Annotated in this window: 20 protein-coding genes; 5 read left to right on the forward strand and 15 right to left on the reverse strand. The window is 64.6% G+C overall.

Annotation, left to right across the window (positions count from 1 at the left end; translation table 11 throughout):
* Positions 1 to 234: 234 nt before the first annotated feature.
* Genes P3C50_RS20445 through P3C50_RS20460 form a run of 4 tightly spaced genes read right to left on the reverse strand, consistent with a single transcriptional unit; the run spans position 235 to position 3,450 of the window.
* A complete protein-coding gene (locus tag P3C50_RS20445) occupies positions 235 to 918 on the reverse strand; it encodes an LrgB family protein (RefSeq protein WP_275547359.1) in 684 nt (227 codons plus the stop codon).
* Positions 918 to 1,268: a CidA/LrgA family protein gene (locus P3C50_RS20450; RefSeq protein WP_275547360.1), complete on the reverse strand. Its 351-nt coding sequence runs from the start codon at positions 1,266 to 1,268 to the stop codon at positions 918 to 920. The genes P3C50_RS20445 and P3C50_RS20450 overlap by 1 nt, the downstream gene beginning before the upstream one ends.
* On the reverse strand, positions 1,265 to 1,786 hold the full coding sequence (locus tag P3C50_RS20455) for a DUF934 domain-containing protein (protein ID WP_275547361.1): 522 nt from the start codon (positions 1,784 to 1,786) through the stop codon (positions 1,265 to 1,267). The genes P3C50_RS20450 and P3C50_RS20455 overlap by 4 nt, the downstream gene beginning before the upstream one ends.
* Positions 1,783 to 3,450 carry a nitrite/sulfite reductase gene (locus tag P3C50_RS20460; protein WP_275547362.1) on the reverse strand — a complete coding sequence of 556 codons (1,668 nt, stop codon included), beginning with the start codon at positions 3,448 to 3,450 and terminating at the stop codon, positions 1,783 to 1,785. The genes P3C50_RS20455 and P3C50_RS20460 overlap by 4 nt, the downstream gene beginning before the upstream one ends.
* A 340-nt stretch (positions 3,451 to 3,790) precedes the next feature.
* Between P3C50_RS20460 and ccoG the strand changes: the two genes are divergently transcribed.
* Positions 3,791 to 5,194, forward strand: a complete 1,404-nt coding sequence (ccoG, locus tag P3C50_RS20465) for a cytochrome c oxidase accessory protein CcoG (protein WP_275547363.1) — start codon at positions 3,791 to 3,793, stop codon at positions 5,192 to 5,194.
* Between the two features lie 336 nt (positions 5,195 to 5,530).
* Positions 5,531 to 6,943 carry a GntR family transcriptional regulator MpaR gene (gene mapR, locus P3C50_RS20470; protein WP_275547364.1) on the forward strand — a complete coding sequence of 471 codons (1,413 nt, stop codon included), beginning with the start codon at positions 5,531 to 5,533 and terminating at the stop codon, positions 6,941 to 6,943.
* A gap of 207 nt (positions 6,944 to 7,150) precedes the next feature.
* Here mapR and P3C50_RS20475 read toward each other — a convergent pair whose 3' ends face one another.
* From P3C50_RS20475 to P3C50_RS20510, 8 genes are all read right to left on the reverse strand, one after another.
* Positions 7,151 to 8,389: a carbohydrate porin gene (locus tag P3C50_RS20475; RefSeq protein ID WP_275547365.1), complete on the reverse strand. Its 1,239-nt coding sequence runs from the start codon at positions 8,387 to 8,389 to the stop codon at positions 7,151 to 7,153.
* A 138-nt stretch (positions 8,390 to 8,527) separates the two neighbouring features.
* Positions 8,528 to 9,673 carry an ABC transporter ATP-binding protein gene (locus P3C50_RS20480; protein WP_275547366.1) on the reverse strand — a complete coding sequence of 382 codons (1,146 nt, stop codon included), beginning with the start codon at positions 9,671 to 9,673 and terminating at the stop codon, positions 8,528 to 8,530.
* Positions 9,674 to 9,862: 189 nt separating this feature from the next.
* Positions 9,863 to 10,741: a carbohydrate ABC transporter permease gene (locus tag P3C50_RS20485; RefSeq protein WP_275547367.1), complete on the reverse strand. Its 879-nt coding sequence runs from the start codon at positions 10,739 to 10,741 to the stop codon at positions 9,863 to 9,865.
* On the reverse strand, positions 10,734 to 11,642 hold the full coding sequence (locus P3C50_RS20490) for a carbohydrate ABC transporter permease (protein WP_197859383.1): 909 nt from the start codon (positions 11,640 to 11,642) through the stop codon (positions 10,734 to 10,736). Before P3C50_RS20490 ends, P3C50_RS20485 begins: the two co-directional genes overlap by 8 nt.
* A gap of 167 nt (positions 11,643 to 11,809) precedes the next feature.
* Complete coding sequence (locus P3C50_RS20495) at positions 11,810 to 13,063, reverse strand: ABC transporter substrate-binding protein (protein WP_275547368.1); 1,254 nt, start codon at positions 13,061 to 13,063, stop codon at positions 11,810 to 11,812.
* 201 nt (positions 13,064 to 13,264) lie between these two features.
* The gene (locus P3C50_RS20500; protein ID WP_275547369.1) at positions 13,265 to 14,713 is read right to left on the reverse strand and encodes an ATP-binding protein; all 1,449 of its coding nucleotides are present in this window, start codon (positions 14,711 to 14,713) and stop codon (positions 13,265 to 13,267) included.
* Positions 14,703 to 15,437: a response regulator gene (locus P3C50_RS20505; protein WP_275547370.1), complete on the reverse strand. Its 735-nt coding sequence runs from the start codon at positions 15,435 to 15,437 to the stop codon at positions 14,703 to 14,705. The genes P3C50_RS20500 and P3C50_RS20505 overlap by 11 nt, the downstream gene beginning before the upstream one ends.
* A gap of 55 nt (positions 15,438 to 15,492) precedes the next feature.
* Positions 15,493 to 16,455, reverse strand: coding sequence for a glucokinase (locus tag P3C50_RS20510; protein WP_275547371.1), 963 nt, complete (start codon positions 16,453 to 16,455; stop codon positions 15,493 to 15,495).
* A gap of 303 nt (positions 16,456 to 16,758) precedes the next feature.
* On the opposite strand from P3C50_RS20510, the gene ubiM reads away from it, so the two are divergent.
* Entirely contained in the window at positions 16,759 to 17,931 is a 1,173-nt protein-coding gene (ubiM, locus tag P3C50_RS20515) for a 5-demethoxyubiquinol-8 5-hydroxylase UbiM (RefSeq protein WP_275547372.1), read from the forward strand.
* 33 nt (positions 17,932 to 17,964) lie between these two features.
* On the opposite strand, the gene P3C50_RS20520 is transcribed toward ubiM, so the two are convergent.
* The 3 genes from P3C50_RS20520 to P3C50_RS20530 all read right to left on the reverse strand — a co-directional run bounded on the left by P3C50_RS20520 (position 17,965) and on the right by P3C50_RS20530 (position 21,168).
* Entirely contained in the window at positions 17,965 to 18,621 is a 657-nt protein-coding gene (locus P3C50_RS20520) for a TIGR04211 family SH3 domain-containing protein (protein WP_275547373.1), read from the reverse strand.
* Between the two features lie 225 nt (positions 18,622 to 18,846).
* The gene (locus tag P3C50_RS20525; RefSeq protein WP_275547374.1) at positions 18,847 to 20,208 is read right to left on the reverse strand and encodes a putative bifunctional diguanylate cyclase/phosphodiesterase; all 1,362 of its coding nucleotides are present in this window, start codon (positions 20,206 to 20,208) and stop codon (positions 18,847 to 18,849) included.
* Positions 20,209 to 20,268: 60 nt separating this feature from the next.
* The gene (locus P3C50_RS20530) at positions 20,269 to 21,168 is read right to left on the reverse strand and encodes a LysR family transcriptional regulator (protein WP_275547375.1); all 900 of its coding nucleotides are present in this window, start codon (positions 21,166 to 21,168) and stop codon (positions 20,269 to 20,271) included.
* 103 nt (positions 21,169 to 21,271) lie between these two features.
* On the opposite strand from P3C50_RS20530, the gene P3C50_RS20535 reads away from it, so the two are divergent.
* Positions 21,272 to 22,135 carry an MBL fold metallo-hydrolase gene (locus tag P3C50_RS20535; RefSeq protein ID WP_275547376.1) on the forward strand — a complete coding sequence of 288 codons (864 nt, stop codon included), beginning with the start codon at positions 21,272 to 21,274 and terminating at the stop codon, positions 22,133 to 22,135.
* Complete coding sequence (locus P3C50_RS20540) at positions 22,126 to 22,824, forward strand: SDR family oxidoreductase (protein WP_275547377.1); 699 nt, start codon at positions 22,126 to 22,128, stop codon at positions 22,822 to 22,824. Before P3C50_RS20535 ends, P3C50_RS20540 begins: the two co-directional genes overlap by 10 nt.
* Positions 22,825 to 23,099: the final 275 nt, after the last annotated feature.

The raw sequence follows: 23,099 nt of genomic DNA on the forward strand, positions 1-23,099 counted from the left end.
TTGGGCCGCAGATGGGCGACAAGCCGCTGGTCAGCGGCGCGACGGGAGGAAGGGTGTTCCAGGCCTCTTGGCGGGCGTATTCCGATCGCGCCACGGGCAAGAGCAATATGCGTGCCGCTGAAAGGATTCAACGGCGTTTTACTGGCCTGCAACGGCACTCAACGCGCGCCGCGGTGGCGAGTTGTCGCCACCGCGCGGCGTCAGGGGTGGTTCAGGTGGCGGGATTCCGCACGCTCAAGCCAGCAGCAGCGGTAACAGCAAGGCGGTGCCGATGCCCAGCAGACTCATCGCCAGGGCGGCGAAGGCGCCGCACTCCTCGCCCTCCTGCAGGGCATGCGCAGTGCCGATGGCGTGGGCGTTGATACCGTAGCTCAGGCCGCGCGCAGCCGGGTGCTCCACCCCGGCCCAGCGCAGCAGCAGCGGCCCCATGGCCGTGCCGATCACCCCGGTGAGCATCACCATCACCGCGGCCAGCGAAGCGACGCCGCCAATCTGCTCGGCCACCGGCATGGCAATCGGCATGGTCACGAATTTCGGCGCCAGGCTCATCACCACGCTCCAGTCGGCGCCCAGTGCCCAGCCGATGGCCAGGGTCAGCGCGACCGACAATACGCCGCCGGCGGTCAGGGTGATCAGCACCGGCCAGAACAACTGGCGGATGCGCTTGATGTTGTGTTGCAGCGGCACCGCCAGGGCTACGGTGGCCGGCCCCAGCAGCCAGGCGACGGGCTCGGCACCGGCACGATAGGTGGCGTAGTCGACCCCACACAGCAGCAGCGTGGTGACGATCAGCGTCACCGACACCAGCACCGGCTGCAGCACCAGCCAACCGCTGCGGCGATAGAGCCAGGCGGCGATCAGAAAGGCGGCCAACGTCAGAGCGATGGCGAACAGCGAGTGGTGAGTGAATTGCGTCATCACTTGCGCTCCTGACGGCGGATCAGGGTCTGCAGCAGCCAGCCGCAGAACGGCACGGTCGCCAGCAACGACAGCACCAGCGCTGTGACAATCACCGGCAACTCGCCGAGCAACAGATCACTGCTGGTCATGATCCCCGAGGCTGGTACGGCCAGCAGCAGCGGCAAGTAAGGCAGCAAGCCGCCGGCGGCCTGCTGCAGCGGCTCCGGCACGGCACCGCGCCACATCAGCCAGAGCGAAAGCAACAGCAGGCCGATGATCGAGGCCGGCAACATCGGCAACAGCCAATGGTTGAGGGCCACGCCGAACAACTGCAGCACTACCAGCCAGAACAGGCCACGCACCATCATGATCTCGATTCCTCCTTCTGGCGCCCACGACGGAACAGCGGGCGCGGCTCGATAACCGACCGACCATACAACACACTGAGCCCTTGCAGGCCCTTGATTGCATCTTCCACCGATTTATCGGCGCGCACGGCGAAGGCGTCGAAGCCGCATTGGCGCATGTGCGCCAGCTGGTCGCGCAGTACATCGCCGACGGCGCGCAACTCGCCACGCCAACCCAGGCGGGTGCGCAGCAGGTAGGCCTGGCTGTAGCCGCGGCCATCTCGGAAACTGGGAAAGTCGATGGCGATCAGCGGCAGGCTGGAAAGAAATGGCTGCAGCGCTTGCGGCTCGTCGTCGACCTGCAGCAGCAGACCGTCGGCACTCATCGCCCTACCCTCCAGCACCTCCACGGGCTGCCGCTCACGCCAGGCCGCCAGCGGCAGGATCAGTGGCACGCCTTGGTCGGCCTCATGCAACTGCCAGGGATCGTCGTCAACGATGCAAGCCTGGCCCTCGACCAGACGGATCAGATTGTTCATACCACCTCCTCGCGGCTGTAGACACGCGCCTTGAACGGCTCCAGGCCGATGCGCTGGAAGGTGTCGAGAAAGCCCTCACCCTCCTCGCGGTGGTCGACATAGGTATGCACGAGGCACTCGATCACCTCGGGCACCTGTTCGGCAGCGAACGACGGGCCGATCACCTTGCCCAGCGCCGCCTGTTGGCCCTGGCTGCCACCGAGGGTGAGCTGGTACCACTCGCTGCCGTTCTTGTCGACGCCGAGGATGCCGATGTTGCCGATATGGTGATGGCCGCAGGCGTTCATGCAGCCGGAGATGTTCAGGCTCAGCTCGCCCAGGTCGTGCAGGTAGTCGAGATCGTCGAAACGCTGCTGGATGGCCTGGGCGATGGGGATCGACTTGGCGTTGGCCAGGGCGCAGAAGTCGCCACCCGGGCAGGCGATGATATCGGTCAGCAGCCCGGCGTTGGCGGTGCCCAGCCCCGCCGCCTCGGCCTCCCGCCATAGCGCGTAGAGGTCGGCCTTGCGAACATCGGGCAGCACCAGATTCTGTTCGTGAGCGACGCGAATCTCGCCGAACCCGTAGCGCTCGCTCCAGTCGGCCAGCGCCTCCATCTGCTCGGCCGTGACGTCTCCGGGCGGCGCGCTGATGCCCGGCTTGGTCGACAACACCACGCTGACATAGCCCGCTACCTGATGCGCCATGACGTTGCGCGAGACCCAGCGAGCGAAGGCATGATCCCTCGTCAGCTGGGTGCCGAAGTCGAGATCCAGGCCGTCCTGCGCGGTGTAGGCCGGCTTGTGGAAAGACGCGGCGACGCGCTGATACTCGTCCTCGGTGAGGCGTGCCGGGCCGTCCTTGATCGGTTGCCACTCGCGTTCCACTTCGGCGGCGAAGGATTCGATGCCGAGGGCCTTGACCAGAATCTTGATGCGCGCCTTGTACTTGTTGTCGCGTCGGCCGTGGCGGTTGTACACGCGCAGGATGGCCTCGACGTAGGACAGGCAGTCCTGCCAGTGCAGGCCTTCACGCAGGGGCTGGGCGATGATCGGCGTGCGTCCCAGACCACCGCCAACCAACACGCGCAGGCGCAGCTCGCCGGCCTCGTCGCGGTACAGCTGCAGGCCTATGTCGTGCACCTGGATCGCCGCGCGATCCTGCTCGGCAGCGCACAGGGCGATCTTGAACTTGCGCGGTAGAAAGAGGAATTCCGGGTTGACCGTCGACCACTGGCGCAGGATCTCGGCCAGTGTGCGTGGGTCGAGGTACTCGTCGGCGGCGACGCCGGCAAAGGCTTCGGTGGTGATGTTGCGCACGCAGTTACCGGAGGTCTGGATGGCGTGCATGTCGTGCTCGGCCAGCCAGTCGAGGATGTCCGGCACGCGCTCAAGGTCGACCCAGTTGAACTGGATGTTCTGCCGCGTGGTGAAGTGCCCGTAACCGCGGTCGTACTCGCGGGCGATATGCGCCAGTGCGCGCATCTGCTTGGCCGACAGGGTGCCGTAGGGGATCGCCACACGCAGCATGTAAGCATGCTTTTGCAGATACAGGCCGTTCTGCAAGCGCAGCGGCAGGAACTCCTCCTCGCTCAGTTTACCGGCCAGGCGCCGCTGTACCTGGTCGCGGAACTGGGCGACACGCTCGCGCACCAGCGCGCGGTCATAATCGTCGTATTGGTACATGCCGGCAGGCCTCCTGATCACGGGGCGTCGACTATGCCTGCCAAACGTGCACTGAAAACAGCGCCAGAAAAGCCTTAAAAAAGCGGATCAGCTAGGTACGACAGCGACCACCACAGCCCGCTGATTGGCGCGGCGCGATGTCGCAGGGCGACCGCTGCCTTGCCAGCGGCAAAGCTCAAGGCGTCAGAAACGGCGCGGCCTGGCGTCCTGCACGACCGTTCCCTCTGCGCTCGACGCACGCATCTGATCCGCTTTTTTATCGAAAACCTGAGTCTGTTTCGCGATCAGTTGCCCTCGGATCATGGCGCCAGCCTGATAAACGCCTGATGAGGGCAACTAAATGACCGATCTGATCCCTGTGCGGAGCCTCGATACCGCCAAACCCATCCGCCTGACACCGGCCCAGGCCGGCGGCCCGATCCATACGCGCAGCTTCACCGGGCGCTTTCGCAACCTGCGCCTGCTCGGTGCCGGCCTGCTGTTCCTGCTGTTCTTCGGCACCGCCTGGATCGACTGGAATGGTCGCCAGGCCGTACTGTGGGATCTGGAGAATCGTCAGTTCCACATCTTTGGCGCAACCTACTGGCCACAGGATTTCATTTTGCTCTCGGCGATCCTGATCATCGCCGCCTTCGGCCTGTTCTTCATCACCGTGCTGGCGGGCCGCGTCTGGTGCGGTTACGCCTGCCCACAGAGCGTTTGGACCTGGGTGTTCATGCGTGTCGAGCACATCACCGAAGGCGACCGCGGCCAGCGCATCAAGCTCGATGCCGCGCCCTGGTCGCTGCAGAAACTGGCCCGGCGCAGCGCCAAGCACGGCCTGTGGCTGGCGGTCAGCCTGGCCACTGCCCTGGCCTTCGTCGGCTACTTCACCCCGGTGCGCGAACTGACGGTGGACCTGGCGACCTTCGAAGTCGGCGCCACCACGGCGTTCTGGGTGCTGTTCTTCACGGCTGCCACCTACATCAACGCCGGCTGGCTGCGGGAAAAAGTGTGCCGCGACATGTGCCCCTACTCACGCTTCCAGAGCGTGATGTTCGACAGCGATACGCTGGTCATCTCCTACGACGCTGCCCGTGGCGAAAACCGTGGCCCGCGCCGCAAGGACGCCGACTACAAGGCCGAAGGCCTGGGCGACTGCATCGACTGCACGATCTGCGTACAGGTCTGCCCCACCGGCATCGACATTCGCGACGGCCTGCAACTCGACTGCCTTAGCTGCGGCGCCTGCATCGACGCCTGCGACAGTGTCATGGACAAGCTCGGCTATGACCGTGGTCTGGTGCGTTACAGCTCGGGACGCGAACTGGCCGGCGGCAAGACCCACTGGCTGCGCCCTCGCCTGATCGGCTACGCGGCGATGCTGGCGGTGATGATCGGCGCCTTCGCCTGGGCGCTGGCCGAACGCCCGCTGATCTCCCTGGACGTGACCCGTGACCGTGGCCTGTTCCGCGAGAATGCACTAGGCCAGATCGAGAACATCTACAGCCTCAAGATCATCAACAAGACCCAGCAACCGCGCAGCTATGCCATCGAGCTGGTCGATGCCGGCGACTTCGAACTGCACGGTCCGCGCACGCTGAACCTGGCACCGGGCGAGATTCGCGACCTGCCGGTAAGCGTCGCGCTGACCGCCACGAGCAACGGCGCTGGGCCGCAAACCGTCCGCTTCGAGGTACGTGACCAGACCGACTCGGGCAGCCGTGTCAGCACCAAGAGCACCTTCCTCGCGCCGCTGCGTTGAGGCGCGGTAAACCGCGTAATTCACTTAACGAAAGGCGGACGCGATCAATCCCCTCTCTCCTTCGGGGAGAGGGGAGCAAGCGTCGTAGCCCGGATGAAATCCGGGGCGGTTCGAGATACGTCCCCGGATTGCATCCGGGCTACAGGCTACACGAGCCTTTTAGGAGCGGCTGGGCGGCATTGCGCTTCAGCCGCGAAACCGCTGCGCCGCATTCATCGCGGATAAATCCGCTCTTACATCCGATGTATGCCCTCCCACTCACGAGGCACTGCCATGTCTGCCGCTCACGCCGTAAAGTGTTCGTCCCTACCCTTTGCAGCGGTGAATCAGGACAGGATGAAGCGCTACGAAAAATTCGCCGACGAGATCGCCGAGCTGATCCGTACCGGCGTGCTCGGCCCCGGCGAGAAGGTGCCCTCGGTGCGCCATGCCAGCCGCACCTACGGGGTCAGCCCGTCTACCGTGTTCCAGGCCTACTACCTGTTGGAAGACCGCGGCCTGATCCAGGCACGCGCACGCTCGGGTTATTTCGTGCGTGAACACGCCAAGCGTCCGCTGCACGAGCCGGAGCTAACCGCCCACGCCGCGCAGACCACCGAGGTCGGCGTCAGCGAGCTGGTGTTCTCGGTACTCGCCTCGCTGAAAGACCCGCACACCGTACCTTTCGGCTCGGCCTTCCCCAGCCCAGACCTGTTCCCCCTGCCGCGTCTGGCCAAGAGCATGGCGCACGCGCTGCGCATGCTCTCGCCGCACGAGATCATCGCCGACATGACTGCCGGTAACGCCGACCTGCGCCGGCAGATCGCCCTGCGCTATATGGTCAGTGGCGTGATGTTGCCGATGGAGGAGCTGGTGATCAGCAACGGCGCCATGGAGGCGCTCAACCTCTGCCTGCAGTGCGTGACTCAACCGGGCGACCTGGTGGCCATCGAGTCACCGACCTTCTACGCCTGCCTGCAGGTGCTGGAGCGCTTGCAGCTCAAGGCGGTGGAAATCCCCGTGCACCCACGCGAAGGCATCGACCTGGGCGCCCTGTCCGATAGCCTCAAGCAACTGCCGATCAAGGCCTGCTGGTTCATGAGCAGCCTGCAGAACCCGCTGGGTGCGAGCATGAGCGAGACCAAGAAACAGGCGCTGTACGACCTGCTGGTCGAACATCAGGTGCCGCTGATCGAGGACGACGTGTACGCCGAGCTGTACTTCGGTAGCCACCCGCCCAAACCGGTGAAGAGCTTCGACCGTGAGGGGCTGGTGATGCATTGCAGCTCCTTCTCCAAGAGCCTCGCGCCGGGCTATCGCATCGGCTGGGTGGCCGGCGGTCGCTATGCCGAGCAGATCGCCAGGCTCAAGCTGATGACCACCATTTCCCCTTCGGTGCCGGCGCAGGCGGCACTGGCCGACTACCTGCAGCACGGCGGCTACGACCGCCACCTGCGCAAGCTGCGCCATTCTCTGGAAATGCAGCAGAGCGCGATGCTCGCCTCCGCCGCCCGGCACTTTCCCGCCAGCACGCGGGTCACAAGGCCTTCGGGCGGCTACTTCCTCTGGTTCGAATTCCCCGAGCGCCTGGACTCGCTGCAACTGCTGCGTCTGGCGCTGGCCCAGGGCATCAGCCTAGCGCCGGGGCCGATCTTCTCCGCCAGCCAGGGCTTTCGCCACTGCGCGCGGTTGAACTACGGTCACCCGTGGAGCCCGCGCAGTGAACAGGCCATGGAAGTGCTCGGGCGCCTGGTAGCGGGATTGCTCTAACGCCTGGCGCGCACAGCGCGCCTTACGTACTGCCGTAGCCCGGATGAAATCCGGGGCCGGTGCATGAATCACCCCGGATTGCATCCGGGCTACGGTCCTGGTGCGCAGCGGGCACGGTCTAAGCTTCGTAGGGTGGATGACGCTTTTCTCATCCACCACCTGACACCCACGGTGGATCGGTGAAGCGTGATCCACCCTACCGACTGGTTACTTCCACCAGTACTCCACCTGCACGCCGAAGTTGGAGCCGTTGCGTGCGCTGCCGAAGGCGCCGTTCTCGGACAAGGCCGAGCCATCGGCCAGGAGGTTGGCGGCCTGTTGCGCGGCGCGGTTCCAGCTGGCGTAGGTGTAGTACAGGCGGATTTCCGGACGCTCCCAGAAGCCAGGACCAGAGGGCGACCAGGTCGGCGCGATGGTGAACTTGGTCAGCTTGCGCGTGCCACCGGGCGCCTCGACCTGATCGCGACCGATCTCGCCGACCAGTTTGAACTGCTCGGTGAAGGCGTAGCTGGTGCGGCCACCGATGGACAGCCAGTTCTGATCGGCACCATCCGGGCGCTTGTCCTTCTGGTAGACCAGCTGCACCTGGCCGCCGAGACGCGGCGTCATCTGGAAGTCGAAGAACTCTACCAGGCGCCAGCTGCGGTTGCTGTTGTCCAGCGTCGGATCGCCGGTATAGCCCAGGCCGGTACCCGGTCCGCGCCCGTACTGCAGGGCGATGGTGTTGACCCCGCCGAGGAAGTCCTGCTGCTTGTGCTGCGCGGTCACTGCCCAACCGCTGTGGCTGTCGGTGCTGTCGGGCTTGTCGATGTAGCTGACGCCCACTTCCAGTTCACCGCCCGGGTTGACCTGGAAGCCGCCGACGTTGAAGTCGTGACGGTTGATGTAGGGCTCCTGGAAGTAGCTGTCCTTGCGCGAGAACACGTAGCTGTACTTGAGGTCGCCGATCTTCATCTCGTCGATACCAAAGCCCGTGGCGCTCTGGTTCCAGTAGTAGAAATCGGAAATGTGGATGTCGTTACGCTTGTAGAAGCGCCGCCCGGCCCACAGCGAGCCGCCATTGAGCGCCGGCATGTTGCTCCATTCCGCGTACATCTGATTCATCCGCGCGAAGCCGTAGTCGCCGGTGAACTTCGGCGTGTGGCCGTACTGGTTGTAGAGCTGGGCCATGCCCTCGACGCTGATCACAGAGCCGTCATCCAGGCGAAACAGGTCCTGCCGCAGATCCAGCTCGATGTACTGCTCGCACTCGTTACCCAGGCGATACTTGGACTGCGCGCCCGGCAACTGGAAACACTGCTGCGTGCCGCCGGTATCGGCACCACCGATGCCGCTGCGCACGTAGCCGCTGAACTCGAGGGCCAGTGCTTGCGGAGTGGCCAAAGCCAGTGCCAGCAGGCAGGGGGCGCCGAGCGAACAGGTGAGGGTTTGCTGTGTGGTCTTCATCGTTGCTCCTGATTGTTTTTATTGAGCGATGCTGCGGATAACCGCCGCAGCGACGGGGGTTTCGTTGTCTCGAGGAGCTGTAGCCAGATGCCATGCGGGGGTATTGGGCAACCCCCGAATTGCATCCGGGCTACACGGCTAACCGAGCTTGAACTGGGCCACCTTGTTATCAGTGGCCTGACGCTTTCCCGGGCGCAGACGCTCGCCGCTGGTGGCGTCGAACAACAGCACGCGCGTGGGATCGAACTGCAGGTCGAGGCTGCTGCCGGCCTGCGGTGCAGCATCCGGCGCCAGGCGGCAGCACACCTTGGTCTGGTTGAGGCTGACGAACACCAGGGTGTCGGGGCCGGTTGGCTCGACCACCTCGACCTCGGCGCGCAGGCTCGGCAGCGCCGCAGCGGCGCCGGCCAGCTGGATCTGCTCGGGACGTACGCCGAGGATCAGCTCGCGCCCTTCCAGCTCCGCCGCCGCGCCAAGCGGCAGCTCGCAGCGCGCCTGCCCGGAGTCGAGCAGGCCGAAGCACTGGCCATCACGCACCTGCGTGCGCAGCGGGATGAAGTTCATCGGCGGCGAACCGATGAAACTGGCCACGAACTGGTTGGCCGGGTCGTTGTAGATTTCCTGCGGGGTGCCGAATTGCTGGATGATGCCGTCCTTCATCACCGCCACCTTGTCGCCCAGGGTCATGGCCTCGATCTGGTCGTGGGTGACGTACACCGTGGTGGTCTTCAGGCGCTGGTGCATCAGCTTGATTTCGGTGCGCATCTCAACACGCAGCTTGGCGTCGAGGTTCGACAGCGGTTCGTCGAACAGGTAGATCTTCGGCCGCCGCGCCAGCGCCCGGCCCATGGCCACGCGCTGCTGCTGGCCACCGGACAGCTGGCCGGGCTTGCGCCCCAGCAGGTGCTCGATCTGCAGCAGCTTGGCCACGCGCGCCACCTCGGCCTCGATCTCGGCCGGCGGCAGCTTGCGCATCTTCAGGCCGAAGGCGATGTTGTCCTTCACCGTCATGGTCGGATACAGCGCATAGGACTGGAACACCATGGCGATGTCGCGATCCTTCGGGCTCATGCCGCTGATGTCGGCGCCGTCCACCAGAATCGACCCACCGCTGATGTCTTCCAGGCCGGCGATGCAGTTCATCAGGGTGGATTTGCCGCAGCCGGAGGGGCCGACCAGGATCAGGAACTCGCCGGAGTCGATGGCCAGCTCGATGTTCTTCAGGGTGTCCGCCAGGCCGCTGCCGTAGGACTTGTTGACGTTGCGCAGTTCGAGGGTAGCCATTTCATTTCTCCACTTTGAAAGCGTCGCGAGCGAAGGTCAGGCAAGGCGGAGTCAGGCGAGGAAGCGGAGTTTAGGCCGCTAAATGAGCATTACTCGCATTGCTCGCCCATACGGGCCGCCCTAAAGGGCGTTAGCCGCAAGCGGCTTCCGAGCCTGAATCCAACGCAGCATGACCGAGCGCAGTAGCTTTCAACCTTTAACGGCGCCGGCCGTCAGGCCGCGCAGGAAGTACTTACCGGCCAGGACGTAGACCAGCAGGGTGGGCAGGCCGGCGATCATCGCCGCGGCCATGTCGACGTTGTATTCCTTGGCTCCGGTGCTGGTGTTGACCAGGTTGTTCAGCGCCACGGTGATCGGCTGGGTATCGCCGCTGGCGAACACCACGCCGAAGAGGAAATCGTTCCAGATCTGGGTGAACTGCCAGATCAGGCAGACCATGATGGTCGGCACCGACATCGGCAGCAGGATGCGTCCGAAGATGGTGAAGAAGCCGGCGCCATCCAGGCGCGCGGCCCGCACCAGCGCCTCGGGAATGCTCACGTAGAAGTTGCGGAAGAACAGCGTGGTGAAGGCCAGGCCGTAGACCACGTGCACCAGCACCAGGCCTTCGGTGGTATTGGCCAGGCCGAGCTGACCGAGGGTGAAGGACGCCGGCAACAAGATCACCTGGAACGGCAGGAAGCAGCCGAACAGCAGCAGGCCGAAGAACAGCTGCGAACCGCGAAAACGCCACATGGCCAGCACGTAACCGTTCAGCGCGCCGAGCAGCGTGGAGATCAGCACCGCCGGGATGGTGATCTTCACCGAGTTCCAGAAGTAGCCGCCGACACCGTCCCAGGCCTTGAGCCAGCCGATGACCGTGAGTACGTCGGGCCAGGACAGCAGGTTGCCGCTGCGGATGTCGTCCGGTGTCTTGAAGCTGGTCAGCAGCATCACCAGCAGCGGCACCAGGTACACTGCGCAGGCCAGGATCAGGGTGGCGTGGATGGCCAGGCGGCTGAGGCTGAAGGCCCTCACCCGGGATACGGGGCGCGGCGCCAGGCGCGCATCGAGCACGGAATCAGTCATGGCGTTTGCCTCGCAGTTCGGAATACAGATACGGCACCAGGATCGCCAGCACCGCGCCGAGCATCAGCATCGCGCTGGCGGCGCCAAGGCCCATCTGGCCGCGGGTGAAGGTGTGGGCGTACATGAACATCGCCGGCAGGTCGGAGGCGTAGCCGGGGCCGCCGGCGGTCATCGAAGCGACCAGGTCGAAGCTCTTGATGGCGATATGAGCGAGGATCATCAGCGCGCTGAAGAACACCGGGCCCAGGCTCGGCAGGACGATGCGCAGGTAGATGCTCGGCAGGCTAGCACCGTCGACCTGGGCGGCGCGGATGATCGACTGATCGACCCCGCGCAGGCCGGCGAGGAACAGCGCCATGACGAACCCCGAGGACTGCCACACGGCGGCCATCACCAGGCAGTAGACGACACGATCCGGGTCCACCAGCCAATCGAAGCGAAAGCCCTCCCAGCCCCAGTCGCGCAGCAATTTGTCCAGGCCCAGGCCGGGGTTGAGCAGCCACTTCCAGGCGGTGCCGGTGACGATCATCGACAGCGCCATGGGATAGAGAAAGATGGTGCGAATGAAGCCTTCGCGGCGGATGCGCTGGTCCAGCAACACCGCCAGCAGCACGCCGATGGCCAGGCTGATGGCGATGAACAGACCGCCGAAGACCAGTAGGTTCTGGCTCGCCACCCACCAGCGGTCGTTGTCCCACAGACGCGCGTATTGCTGGAGCCCGACGAAGTTGTAGCTGGGCATGAAGCGCGAATTGGTGAACGACAGCAGGAAGGTCCAGCCGATGTAGCCGTAGAAGCCCACCAGCACGATGACCATACTCGGCGCCAGCACCAGCTTGGGCAGCCAGCGTTGCAGGGCATCCAGCGGTGAGGCTTTGGCAGTGACTGCATTTGAAGTCATGGATCACTCCGTCGTTGCGGATTGCGCCGCTGCCATTCCCTACCGTAGGGAAACGCGGCGCGGCCGATCCCGTGACGCATGCATGGACACATGCGCCTGGGATAGAAGGCTTGAAAGCGGCGGGTTACACCCGCCCTAGGGCAGGGCCGCCTAGGCGGCCCGCAGGCTCATTGCACCGCCTGGATCGCTGCCGCCAGTTGCTGGGCAGCGCGCTTGGGGTCGGCCTTGGGGTCGTTGAAGAAGTTGGTCACCACGTCGAACACCGCGCCCTGCACGTAGCTGGATGCGGCCATGCCGTGGGCCAGGCTCGGTTGCAGGCCGCCATCGGCGGCGGCCTCCTTGAAGTCGGCCATGGATTTCTGCGCACAGGCATCGAAGCTGCTCATGTCCTGGTCCATACGCACCGGGATCGAGCCCTTGTTCTGGTTGAAGAACTCCTGGAACTCGTTGCCCATCACCGTGCGCGCCAGGTCTTCCTGAGCCTTGCGATTGTCGGCGTTGGTCAGCTTGAACATGGCCAGCGAGTCGATATTGAAGGCGAAGCTGCCCTGGGTACCCGGGAACGCCAGGCACTCGTAGTCCTTGCCGGCGACCTTGCCGGCTGCGGTCCACTCGCTCTTGGCCCAGTCGCCCATGATCTGCATGCCGGCCTTGCCGTCGATCACCAAACCAGTGGCGCTGTTCCAGTCGCGCCCGGCGGCGTCGGCGTCGATGTAGCCACGCAGCTTCTGCAGGGCAGCGAACACTTCGACCATCTTGTCGCCGGTCAGGGTGTCGCGATCCAGCTCGACGAAGGCCTTGCGAAAACCCTCGGGGCCGAGAATGCTGAAGGCCAGGTCCTCGAACACCGTACCGTCCTGCCAGGGCTGGCCGCCATGGGCGATGGCGATGAAGCCGGCCGCCTTGAGCTTGTCGGCAGCGGCGAAGAATTCGTCGAGGGTGGTCGGCGGCGTGGCACCCGCCTTTTCGAACACCTGCGGGTTGATCCACAACCAGTTGACCCGGTGCACGTTGACCGGCACCGCCACGTAGTCGCCCTGGTACTTCATCACCTCGATCACCTGCGGTGGCAGCAGGTCATCCCACTTCTGCTCGGCAGCGACGTCGTTGAGGTCGGCAAGCAGGCCCAGCTCGCCCCACTCCTGAATATCCGGCCCCTTGATCTGCGCCGCGGCGGGCGGATTGCCGGACACCGCGCGGGTCTTCAGCACGGTCATGGCCGCTTCACCACCACCTCCGGCAACGGCGAAATCCTTCCATTTGTGGCCCTGGGCTTCGACCAGTTTCTGCAGGGTATCGGCGGCGCGCTTTTCACCACCCGAGGTCCACCAGTGCAGCACTTCGACTTCACCGGCAGTAGCGGAAAGGGGCAGCAGGACCGCGACGGAGATGGCACAGGACAGGCGAGAGATCGCTTTCATGGGATGAGACACCTTGTTGTTGTTATTCGCGAGCAAGTCGTGGTGCTTGCATTGCGAACGAGTCTACCCAGGCCCCACTGCGGCGGGGGTAACAAAGGGTATTGGATGGTCACCGGGCTGTTACAAAGCGGCCCGGGCAGGTTACATGAGGCACCGCGCCGCGGATTCTGCGGTCCAGCGCGAGGGCTCACGAGCGGAAATTCAACGGGATTGGCGCGGTAGCCAGAGGGTGACACGCAGCCCTCCATCTCGCAGATTGCGCAGGCTCAGTTCGCCGCCATGGCTGTGCGCCAGGTTGCGTGCGATGCCGAGCCCCATGCCGTAGCCCTGCTGCTGGCTGGCCAGGCGAAAGTGCGGCTCGAACACCTGCTCGAGCTTCTGCTCAGGCACACCCGGGCCCTCATCATCGACATGCAGGACGAAGGCTTCGTCATCGTCCTCAATGTGCAGATGCGCACGCTCGCCATACTTCAGAGCGTTGTCCAGCAGGTTGCCGATACAACGACGCAAGGCCAGCGGCTTGCCCGGATAGACAGCCCGTGCGGCACCATCGAGGGTCACCCGTCCCGTGCCGAGATAGGGCTCGATCAGCCCATGCAGCAGATGATTGAGGTCGACCGGCGCGATGTTCTCGTGGATGTCGGTGTCCTTCACGCATTGCAGTGCGCCCTTGACCAGCAGCTCCAGGTCGTCCAGGTCGCGCCCGAACTTGCTCTGCAGGCTCTCGTCGTCGAGCAGTTCGACACGCAGGCGCAGCCGCGTGATCGGCGTGCGCAGGTCGTGGGAGATCGCGCTGAACAGCTGGCTGCGCTCGGTGAGGTAACGGCTGATGCGCTCGCGCATGGCGTTGAAGGCACGCGCCACTTCGACCACCTCGCGGCCACCACCTTCGGCTACCGGCTCCACTTCCGCCCCCAGCGACAGGTGCCGTGCGGTGCGCGCCAGGCGCTTGAGTGGGCGACTCTGCAGGTGCACCAGCAAGCCGATGAATACCAGCAGGAAAACACTGGTCAGGAGGATGAACCACAGCTGCTGGGAGGGCAGGAAAGGTTCCTCCAGGTTGGTGTAGGGCTCGGGCAGCAGCGAGGCGATGTACAGCCATTCCCCCGGGGCCAGCTGGATCTGCGTCACCAGCACCGGCGGGTTGAGCGGCTCCAGGGTCAGCGCATAGTGCGCCCAGGATCGCGGCAGCTCGTCGAGCTTCAGGCCGCCGTTGAAGATCAGCAGATCATCCGGCCTGACGAAGGTCACCGAGATGTCGGCAGCGCTGCCCAGTGCCTGACGCAGCACCTCGGTCACCGTCTCGGTCACCGCCTGCTTGCGCGGCGTGGGCGGTAGCAGCTTCATCTGCAACGGACGGTCGTTGAGGCTGACCACGAAGCGCGTGCCGCCCATGCTGCGCAACTGGTCGAGCACCAGCGGCCGGTAATTCACCGGCAGGGAACGGAAGTAACGCACGCTGGCCGACATCGAGTGAGCCAGGCTGCGCGCCGTGGTCACCAGGCCTTCGAGTTGGGTGGCACGCAACTGCGACAGCCAGATGGCGCTGGACAGCGTCTGCGCCGCAAGTATCGCCAACAGGGTGAGCAACAGCATGCGCCCGAGCAGCGAACGCGGCAGCGGGAACCAGCGCCTTGGCTCAACGGCCATCGCCGGCCTGCACGCTGACGGTCGCCGCCAGCTGATAGCCGCTACCGCGCACGGTACGGATCAGCCGCGGCGGCTTGTCGGTATCACGCAGGCGCTGGCGCAGGCGGCTCACCGCCATGTCGACGATGCGCTCCAGCGGCATCACCTCGCGGCCACGAGTGGCGTTGCCGATGGTGTCGCGGTCGAGGATCTGCTGCGGATGATCGAGAAACAGCTTGAGCAGAGCGAAGTCGGCACCGGAGAGGATCACCTCCTCGCCGTCGCGATGAAACAGGCGGTGGCTGACCATGTCCAGGCGCCAGTCATCGAATGCCAGCACCTCGCCGCTGCGCTCCTGGGTGAATTGGGCACGCCGCAGCAACGCCTTGATTCGTGCCAGCAGTTCGCGCGGGCTGAACGGTTTGCCGAGGTAGTCGTCGGCGCCCAGCTCCAGGCCGATCACCCGGTCGGCCTCGTCGGAGCTGGCGGTGAGCATGATGATCGGCACCTGGGCGAAGCGCTGGTGTTCGCGCACCCAGCGGCACAGGCTGAAGCCGTCCTCGTCGGGCAACATCACATCGAGAATCACCAGGTCGGCCGACTCCGCACACAGGCCTTGGCGAAAGGCGCCACCGTCGGCGACGGCGCGCACCTGAAAGCCGACGCGGCTCAGGTAGGTCTCGAGCAGTTCACGTATTTCCTGGTCGTCATCGACCAGCAGAATCGACTTGCCGGGCTGGCTCATGGTCCGCCGTCCTTGTTGTATTCATGCCGCAATGCAGGCCTGGTCGGTGCAGGTTCTAACCGGCCTCGACCCTCTGTTGCAAGGCCACGCCCGCGCCGGTCAGACCGGGATATTCGGCCGTCACCAGCCACACCGGGATGCCGTCAAAGTAATCGCTCATGCGGCCCTTGTCGCTGAAGCTCTTGGCAAAACCGCTGGTGAGAAAACGCTCGGCAAAACGTGGTACCACGCCGCCGACGATGTAGACCCCGCCACGCGCGCCCAGCGTCAGCACATTGTTGCCGGCCACGCGCCCGAGCCAGCAACTGAACTGCTCCAGTACCTCGGCGGCGACGGGCTCGCCCGCCAGGCCGGCAGTCGTGATCGCAGCCGGCGTATCGTGTTGCAGTGGCTGGCCGTCCAGCTCGCAGATGGCGCGGTATAGCGCCAGCAAGCCATTGCCGCTTAGCACGTCTTCGGCCCTTACGTGTCCCAGTTGCCGATGGAGTATCTGCCACAGCTCGGCTTCTCGCGGGCTGCCAATGGGCAGGTCGACGTGCCCGCCCTCCCCCGGCAACACCAGCCAGCGGCCGTCGGCCTGCTCCAGCAGCGTACCGACGCCCAGACCGGTACCGGCGCCAATCACCAGCACCGGCCGCTCTGCCTGCGCCCGGCCCTCGCACACCGGTATCCGCTCGTGCTCGGCCAGGCGGGTCATGCCCAGCGACATGGCGAAGAAATCGTTGATCATCAGCAGCTCGTCGACCTGCAACGCCTGGCAGAAGGCGGTGCGATCGATGCGCCAATGGTTGTTGGTGAAGCGAAACAGGTCACCGCTGACCGGGCCGGCGCAGGCCAGACACACCGAGCCTATCGCCCCCAGCGGCAGGCCCTGGGCCTGCAGATAGGCCATGATGGCCTGCTCCGGCCCGGGAAAATCGGCGGTCGCCAGGACCTGTACCGCCTCCAGATGATCGTCACGCCACAGGGCGAAGCGTGCGTTGGTTCCGCCGATGTCGCCGACCAGCGCTAGTTTCACGTGAATGCCTCCATGACGAGGACGCATCGCGCACAGGCTATCTCGGAAGCGTGAGGGGGCATGCTATCGACTCCAACTCGGATTATTTTTGTAGTTCATACAACGCGCATCACAGTAATCCCGAAAATTACGCCGATCAACCTGGCCAAAGTAGTAATAACAACAATATTCGACAGAGAACCACGGCGGCGTGAATCGCGCCGAGGATGGCGCATTCCACCTTCGGCATGACCCCGGACAATAGTTGCAAGCCCCCTGCCGCCTAGACTCGAGCCTTCCCGAGTTCGCCTGGAGAGCTGCAGCATGTCACCCGATATCGTCATCGTCGGCGCAGGCCCGGCCGGCCTTTGCCTGGCTCGTGCCCTATCCGGAAAGGGTCTGTCCATTGTCGTGCTGGAGCGACAGGCCGAACAGGCATTAGCCGAACCTGCCTTCGACGGCCGCGAAATCGCCCTCACCCACGGCTCGCAAGCCCTGCTCGAACGCCTCGGCCTGTGGGCACGCCTGCCCAGCGAAGACGTTGCCGAGCTGCGCGATGCCCAGGTGTTCAACGGGCCCTCGCTGTTCGCCCTGAAGATACGCGCCGAACAGGCCGGCGCCGAGCGACTCGGCCATCTGGTGGCCAACCAGGCCATTCGCCGCGCCGCCTATCAGGCGCTGAGCGAATGCGCCGATGTGCAACTGCTGTGTGAAACCAGCGTGCGCGCCATCGAGCAAGGCGAGAATGAGGTGAAACTGGTGCTGCAGGACGGCCAGGTGTTGCAACCACGCCTGCTGGTCGCCGCCGACAGCCGCTTCTCCGAGACGCGCCGCCAGCTCGGCATCGGCGCGCAACTCAAGGACTTCGGCAAGACCATGCTGGTGTGCCGCATGCAGCACGAACAGGACCATCAGCAGGTAGCCTGGGAATGGTTCGGCTATGGCCAGACCCTGGCCCTGCTGCCACTCAATGGCCAGCAATCGTCGATGGTGCTGACCCTGCCGCCGCGCGAAATAGAACGCCTGCAGAAACTCGACGAAGCGATTTTCACCCGCGAGATGGAAAAGCGCTTCGATCGCCGCCTGGGCGCCATGCAACTGGTCAGCAGCCGCCACGCCTATCCGCTGGTGGGCGCCTACGCACGGCGCATGGTCGGCAACCGCTGCGCCCTGCTCGGCGATGCCGCCGTGGGCATGCACCCGGTCACCGCACACGGCTTCAATTTCGGCCTGATCGGCGTACAACTGCTCAGCGACGCGCTGCTCGACGCACATGGCAAACGCCAGGACATCGGTGCGACTGCGCCACTGGCGCGCTACGAGCGCCAGCTGCGCCTGGCCACCTGGCCGTTGTACCAGGCCACCAACCTGCTGGTGGAGCTGTACACCAACGATCGCCTGCCCGCTCGCCTGCTACGCGGCGCAGGTCTGCGCGTGGCTCAGGGCCTGCTGCCGCTGAAGAAGGGCATCGCCCGGCACCTGACGGCCCGCGCCTGAGGTCCCAGGCCGCAGGACATCAAAGGTGAAAGATCACACCCACTGATCGTTACGCTTGCGCCGCACGCGCAACATGGTAGGCAGGATCAGGCCGAGCAGCAGCCCGGCGCCGGCGATGCTGCCGCCATAGGCCATGTAGCGCATCAGCGCCTGTTGTTGCTCGTTGCCCAACTGCGCCTGGGCATCACGCAGTTGCGAGCGGGTGGTGGTCAGCTCGGCATCCAGCGCACCGCGGGCGGCCTGCAGCTCGTCGATCAGCGTTTTGCGCGAATCCATGGTTTCCTGCATGCCCTGCACGCGGACCTTCCAAGCATCGTCGATGCCCTTGAGCTCGGCGCTGAGGTCAGCGACCTTCTGCTCCAGTTGCGGCAGGCGCTCGGCCTGGCCGGGCACCGACTGCAGGTCGCGACTGGGGATCCAGACCGTGTTGCCGCTTTCGCTGCGTACCTGGCTGTAGTCGCCCTGAGTACGCACCAGCTCCACTTTCTCCCCGGAGGTCAGGGTGCCAACGATGCGATAGCCATCGGTGGGGCCGCTGCGCACATAGGTGTTGAGGCTGTCGCTGACCCAGCGCTGGTTGCCAGTCGCTTCTTCGGCCAAGGCCGGTTGTGCGCCGCCGAGCAGGCCGCCGAGCAGCAGGCAGGCACCGAGGATGCGGGGTTGGAGTGGAGCATGACGAGATAAAAACATGGGGCGATCTTCACGTGGCAGTCAGACGAACCCGGCGAACGGGATGAACGTGCCGGCCACGCGCTCAAAAGCTCAAGCATGATCCAGACAGAATCCGCGACGAAGCGCCACGCTAGCGGCCAATAGCCATCTACTCCTGCCGGTACGGGCCGACAGCAGACAGACATTGCACCGTTGCTTCGAGTTCATTCGAAGCGGGCGATGAGGGATGGACGGAACGCCGGCTCAGGCATTGTGTTGCTGCACGAAGGCGCAAAAATCCGCCAGTGGCATCGGCCGACCGAACAGATAGCCCTGGTAGCGAAAACAGCCGTTATCCGCCAGAAAGCGCCGCTGCGCCTCGGTTTCTACACCTTCGGCGATCACCGTCATGCCCATGCTCTGGCCGAGGGCGATCACGGTGCGCACGATGGTTTCGCTGTTGGCGTCGGTGAGCACGTCACAGATGAAGGAGCGGTCGATCTTCAGCTTGCTCAAAGGCAAACGCTTGAGGTGGCTGAGCGAGGAAAAACCGGTACCAAAGTCATCCAGGGAGAAGCGCACCCCCTGCTCGACCAGCGCCGTCATCTTGCGGGTCAGATCTTCCATGTCGCGGACGATCAGCGTCTCAGTCAGCTCCAGTTCCAGACGCTGGGCATCGATGCCGTGGCGCTCGATCAGGCCGAGTATCTCGGCAACGAAACTGGCCTGGCCGAACTGTTTCTGGCTGATGTTCACCGCCAGGCTCAGATCGCGAAACAGCGGATCATCCTGCCACTGCCGCAGGCGTGCGGCCGTCTGCTCCAGCACCCACTGGCCGATGGGGATGATCAGGCCGGTGTTCTCGGCGTGGTCGATGAACTCGCCGGGAGCCAGCAGCCCGCGTTGCGGGTGCTGCCAGCGAATCAGCAACTCGGCGCCCGTCACGCGGCCACTGTCATCGAGTTGCGGCTGGTAATACAGCACGAACTGCTGCTCACGCACCGCCGCACGCAGGTCGCGATCCAGCTCCGAGCGCTCGGCCGTGTCGGTTTGCAGGATATGCAGCAGCACGAAGAACAGCCCCATGGCCACCAGTCCCTGCAACCAGGAGCCGATCAGCCGTACATCGTCCGGCAAGGCGTAGAGGTCGGTGGGCCGCCAATTGGAAGCTGCCAGCGCGACGAACAGCAGCAGGCTGAGCAGGGAGACGCCGTAGCGCAGCCTTAACGGCTCGTCGCGAAAGGCCATCAACGCGCCCACCGCGACCGGTAGCAGATACAGATGTGTGGCCCGCGGCGCCACGAGCGTAGGCGGGTCGAGCAGCAGCGTCGAGGCGACGACGATCAGGATCAGCGCCCCGAACAGGATCAGGTTGGCCGCACGGGCACGGTTGCGCAGGGTCAGCGCGAACACGGCGAGGCCACTGAGGACGATGACGATGTCCATCACCACGATGGCCCAATAGCCGCGGGAGGCGAAGAACAGCCCCCACAGCACGCCCATCACCACCATGACCATGCTCGCCAGCATGCGCATGCGGCGTTCGCGCCGCTGTCCGACCAGGGCCAGATCTGCTGCATGCCAGAGTTGGCGAACGCGTTTGCCGAAGGTCGAGAGTGCTGGCATGGAAAAATCCTTGTCCGTTCTCTCTCATTCTCGAAGACGGCTGGCCAAATGCAAGCCGCTTCAATGTCGCCAATGCGCGTCGCTGGCCAGCCGCTCGGCAATGAAATCCAGCAGCAGACGCATGGCCGGCAGCATCTGCCTGCGCGTGCCGTATAGCGCATGGATGCCCAGTTGCGGCGGCTGGTAATCCGCCAACAGATGCACCAGGCGACCTTCGCGCAACAGCGCATCCACCGAATAGAGCGGCTGCAGACTGATGCCGGCACCCGCCAGGGTGGCCTCCAGCAGCACCATCGATTCGTTGGCGCTGAGGCTGCCGGACACCGAAACCGCGCTGGCCTCGCCCTGGTGCTCGAATTCCCACAGGCTGCGACCGAAGTAGGCGTAGGCCAGACAGTTGTGCCGGGCCAGGTCCTCCGGGCGCTGCGGTGTGCCGTGCCGCGCCAGATAATCCGGGCTGGCGCAAACCACCGAGCGACACACGGCCAGACGCCGGGCGATCAGATTCGGGTCGAGCTGGTTGGTGATGCGCAGTGCCAGGTCGATACGGGCCTCCACCAGGTTGACCGCTTCGCTGCCCACCAACAGATCGACGCTGACCCGCGGATAGCGCTCGGTGAATGCCCGCAGCGCGTGTACCAACCAGGCCTGGGCGAAGGACTGGCTGCAGGTGATGCGCAAGGTACCGCGCGGATTCTCGTCCAGAGACTGGCCGAGGGCCTGCATGCGCTCGGCCAGGACCATCATCTCGCGGCATTGCGGCAGCATCTGCTCGCCGGCAGCGGTCAGGCTCAGACGCCGCGTACTGCGGTGCAGCAGACGTACGCCAGCCCAGCGCTCCAGTTCGGCGAGATAACGCGAGACCATCGCCCGCGACATGTCCAGGGCCTCGGCCGCAGTGGTCTGACTGCCACGTTCCAGTACCTCGACGAAAACCCGTGCCGCTGTCAGTCGATCCAAGATGATTCGCTCGATTCACGCAATGAACATGGCCAGCTTACGAGGCTTTTCGCTCGCTAGATAGCGCATAGGATGCGCGACTCTTATCTACCCGGAGATCGCCATGTCGTTCGTCACTCGCTTCATCGCCGGCCTCGGCCTGCTAGCCGCAACCGGCACCGCCCTCGCCCAGCCGCTGACCCTGGAAACCTACAACCCGCGCGACGCCGCCGTGTTCCCGGTCACCTCGACCCTGATCAGCGGCGAGAAGGACGCGATCTTGATCGACGCGCAGTTCTCCAACCGCGAGGCACAGGAACTGGTCGAACGCATCCAGGCCAGCGGCAAGCGTCTGACAACTATCTTCATCAGCCATGGCGATCCGGACTACTACTTCGGCCTGGACGTGCTGACCCGCGCCTTTCCTGACGCCAAGGTGCTGGCCACCCCGGCCACGATCGCCCATATCGAGGAAACCCGTGCTCCCAAACTCGCCTACTGGGGACCGATCCTGAAAGACAGCGCGCCGGCCCGTACCCTGGTGCCCGAAGCGCTGCAAGGTAACCTGCTGGAGCTCGAAGGCCAGCGCATCGAAGTGGTCGGCCACGACGCACACGCCACCAGCCTGTGGATTCCCAGCATCAAGGCGGTGGTCGGCGGCATACTGACGAGCGCCAATATCCACGTCTGGGTGGCCGACTCGCAAACTGCCGAAGCGCGCAAGAGCTGGCTGAAGTCGCTGGACGAGCTCGAAGCCCTGCAACCGACCACTCTGGTGCCGGGCCACTACCTGGGCGAGCCGGCGATGAACCTGACCGACCTGCACTTCACCCGCGATTACCTTTTGGCGCTGGAAGAGGAACTGCCTAAAGCGAAGGACAGCCAGGCCCTGATCGCGGCCATGAAGGCGCGTTATCCTGACCTACAGGATGAAAGCAGCCTGGAACTGAGCGCCAAAGTCCTCAAAGGTGAAATGCAATGGCCATGAAACGCCAGATTCTGATCTGTGGCGCATCACGCGGGCTTGGCCTCGGCCTGGTGCGCGCCTTTCTCGAAGGCGGCTGGCAGGTGCATGCAGTGGTGCGCGAGGTGCGCCCCGCCAGCCCGCTGGAGGCACTGCGCGCCCAGTACGCCGATGCCCTGCAGATAATCACCTGTGACCTCAACTCCCTGGATGCCCATTGCCCCATCGAAGCGGCCCTGCAGGGCCAGCGCCTGGATTGCGCCCTGTTCAATGCCGGGATCTACGGCCCCGGCCATCAGGACCCGCGCCAGACCGAGTTCGATGACATCGGCCAGCTGTTCCTGGCCAATGCCGTGGCGCCGATTCGCCTGGCCCAGCAATTGGCCGAGCATGTGATCGACGGCGGCGTGATCGCCTTTATGAGTTCGCAGATGGCCAGCGTGGAGCTGGCACGCGCAGCCGACATGCCGCTGTATGGCGCCAGCAAGGCAGCGCTGAACAGCCTGTTGCGCAGCTGGCAGATGCAACTGCCGCAGTTGCCCTGGAGCCTGCTGGCCCTGCACCCCGGCTGGGTGCGCACCGACATGGGCGGCGATGCCGCGCCCTTGAGTGTGGAACAGAGCGCCAGCGGCCTGTGCCAGGTGATCAACCGGCAACTGGGACAACGGCAGTGCGCCTTTCTCGACTACCAGGGCCATTCGCTGCCCTGGTGATCCGCCCGCCCATCCGCAGCGCTCTGATCTTCAGGGCGCTGCTGCCCCTCCTTTCGTCCGCTACCCGAAAGCAAACATGTACAGGAACTGTACAAAGTAAATTTATGTACATATATTCATCGACAACTTGGTCTGTATGACGTTGGGCGCCCACTCATCCGGCGCACATCGGCAAACCACCCGACACACTGCGCAATCCGGCAACGCCCATCTCCCCCTTTCTGGTTGCCGGATCTTTTTATTCGGGGCCCGTGCCGCCGGGCATACGCACAATG

The sequence above is a fragment of the Pseudomonas sp. Marseille-Q0931 genome (genome assembly GCF_940789645.1).
Taxonomy (GTDB): Bacteria; Pseudomonadota; Gammaproteobacteria; order Pseudomonadales; family Pseudomonadaceae; genus Aquipseudomonas.

What these genes read in the sequence shown, in the direction of transcription:
- P3C50_RS20445 (WP_275547359.1), bottom strand. Translation starts at nt 918, where the DNA reads ATGACGCAATTCACTCACCACTCGCTGTTCGCCATCGCTCTGACGTTG.
- P3C50_RS20450 (WP_275547360.1), bottom strand. Translation starts at nt 1,268, where the DNA reads ATGATGGTGCGTGGCCTGTTCTGGCTGGTAGTGCTGCAGTTGTTCGGC.
- P3C50_RS20455 (WP_275547361.1), bottom strand. Translation starts at nt 1,786, where the DNA reads ATGAACAATCTGATCCGTCTGGTCGAGGGCCAGGCTTGCATCGTTGAC.
- P3C50_RS20460 (WP_275547362.1), bottom strand. Translation starts at nt 3,450, where the DNA reads ATGTACCAATACGACGATTATGACCGCGCGCTGGTGCGCGAGCGTGTC.
- ccoG (WP_275547363.1), top strand. Translation starts at nt 3,791, where the DNA reads ATGACCGATCTGATCCCTGTGCGGAGCCTCGATACCGCCAAACCCATC.
- mapR (WP_275547364.1), top strand. Translation starts at nt 5,531, where the DNA reads ATGAAGCGCTACGAAAAATTCGCCGACGAGATCGCCGAGCTGATCCGT.
- P3C50_RS20475 (WP_275547365.1), bottom strand. Translation starts at nt 8,389, where the DNA reads ATGAAGACCACACAGCAAACCCTCACCTGTTCGCTCGGCGCCCCCTGC.
- P3C50_RS20480 (WP_275547366.1), bottom strand. Translation starts at nt 9,673, where the DNA reads ATGGCTACCCTCGAACTGCGCAACGTCAACAAGTCCTACGGCAGCGGC.
- P3C50_RS20485 (WP_275547367.1), bottom strand. Translation starts at nt 10,741, where the DNA reads ATGACTGATTCCGTGCTCGATGCGCGCCTGGCGCCGCGCCCCGTATCC.
- P3C50_RS20490 (WP_197859383.1), bottom strand. Translation starts at nt 11,642, where the DNA reads ATGACTTCAAATGCAGTCACTGCCAAAGCCTCACCGCTGGATGCCCTG.
- P3C50_RS20495 (WP_275547368.1), bottom strand. Translation starts at nt 13,063, where the DNA reads ATGAAAGCGATCTCTCGCCTGTCCTGTGCCATCTCCGTCGCGGTCCTG.
- P3C50_RS20500 (WP_275547369.1), bottom strand. Translation starts at nt 14,713, where the DNA reads ATGGCCGTTGAGCCAAGGCGCTGGTTCCCGCTGCCGCGTTCGCTGCTC.
- P3C50_RS20505 (WP_275547370.1), bottom strand. Translation starts at nt 15,437, where the DNA reads ATGAGCCAGCCCGGCAAGTCGATTCTGCTGGTCGATGACGACCAGGAA.
- ubiM (WP_275547372.1), top strand. Translation starts at nt 16,759, where the DNA reads ATGTCACCCGATATCGTCATCGTCGGCGCAGGCCCGGCCGGCCTTTGC.
- P3C50_RS20520 (WP_275547373.1), bottom strand. Translation starts at nt 18,621, where the DNA reads ATGTTTTTATCTCGTCATGCTCCACTCCAACCCCGCATCCTCGGTGCC.
- P3C50_RS20525 (WP_275547374.1), bottom strand. Translation starts at nt 20,208, where the DNA reads ATGCCAGCACTCTCGACCTTCGGCAAACGCGTTCGCCAACTCTGGCAT.
- P3C50_RS20535 (WP_275547376.1), top strand. Translation starts at nt 21,272, where the DNA reads ATGTCGTTCGTCACTCGCTTCATCGCCGGCCTCGGCCTGCTAGCCGCA.
- P3C50_RS20540 (WP_275547377.1), top strand. Translation starts at nt 22,126, where the DNA reads ATGGCCATGAAACGCCAGATTCTGATCTGTGGCGCATCACGCGGGCTT.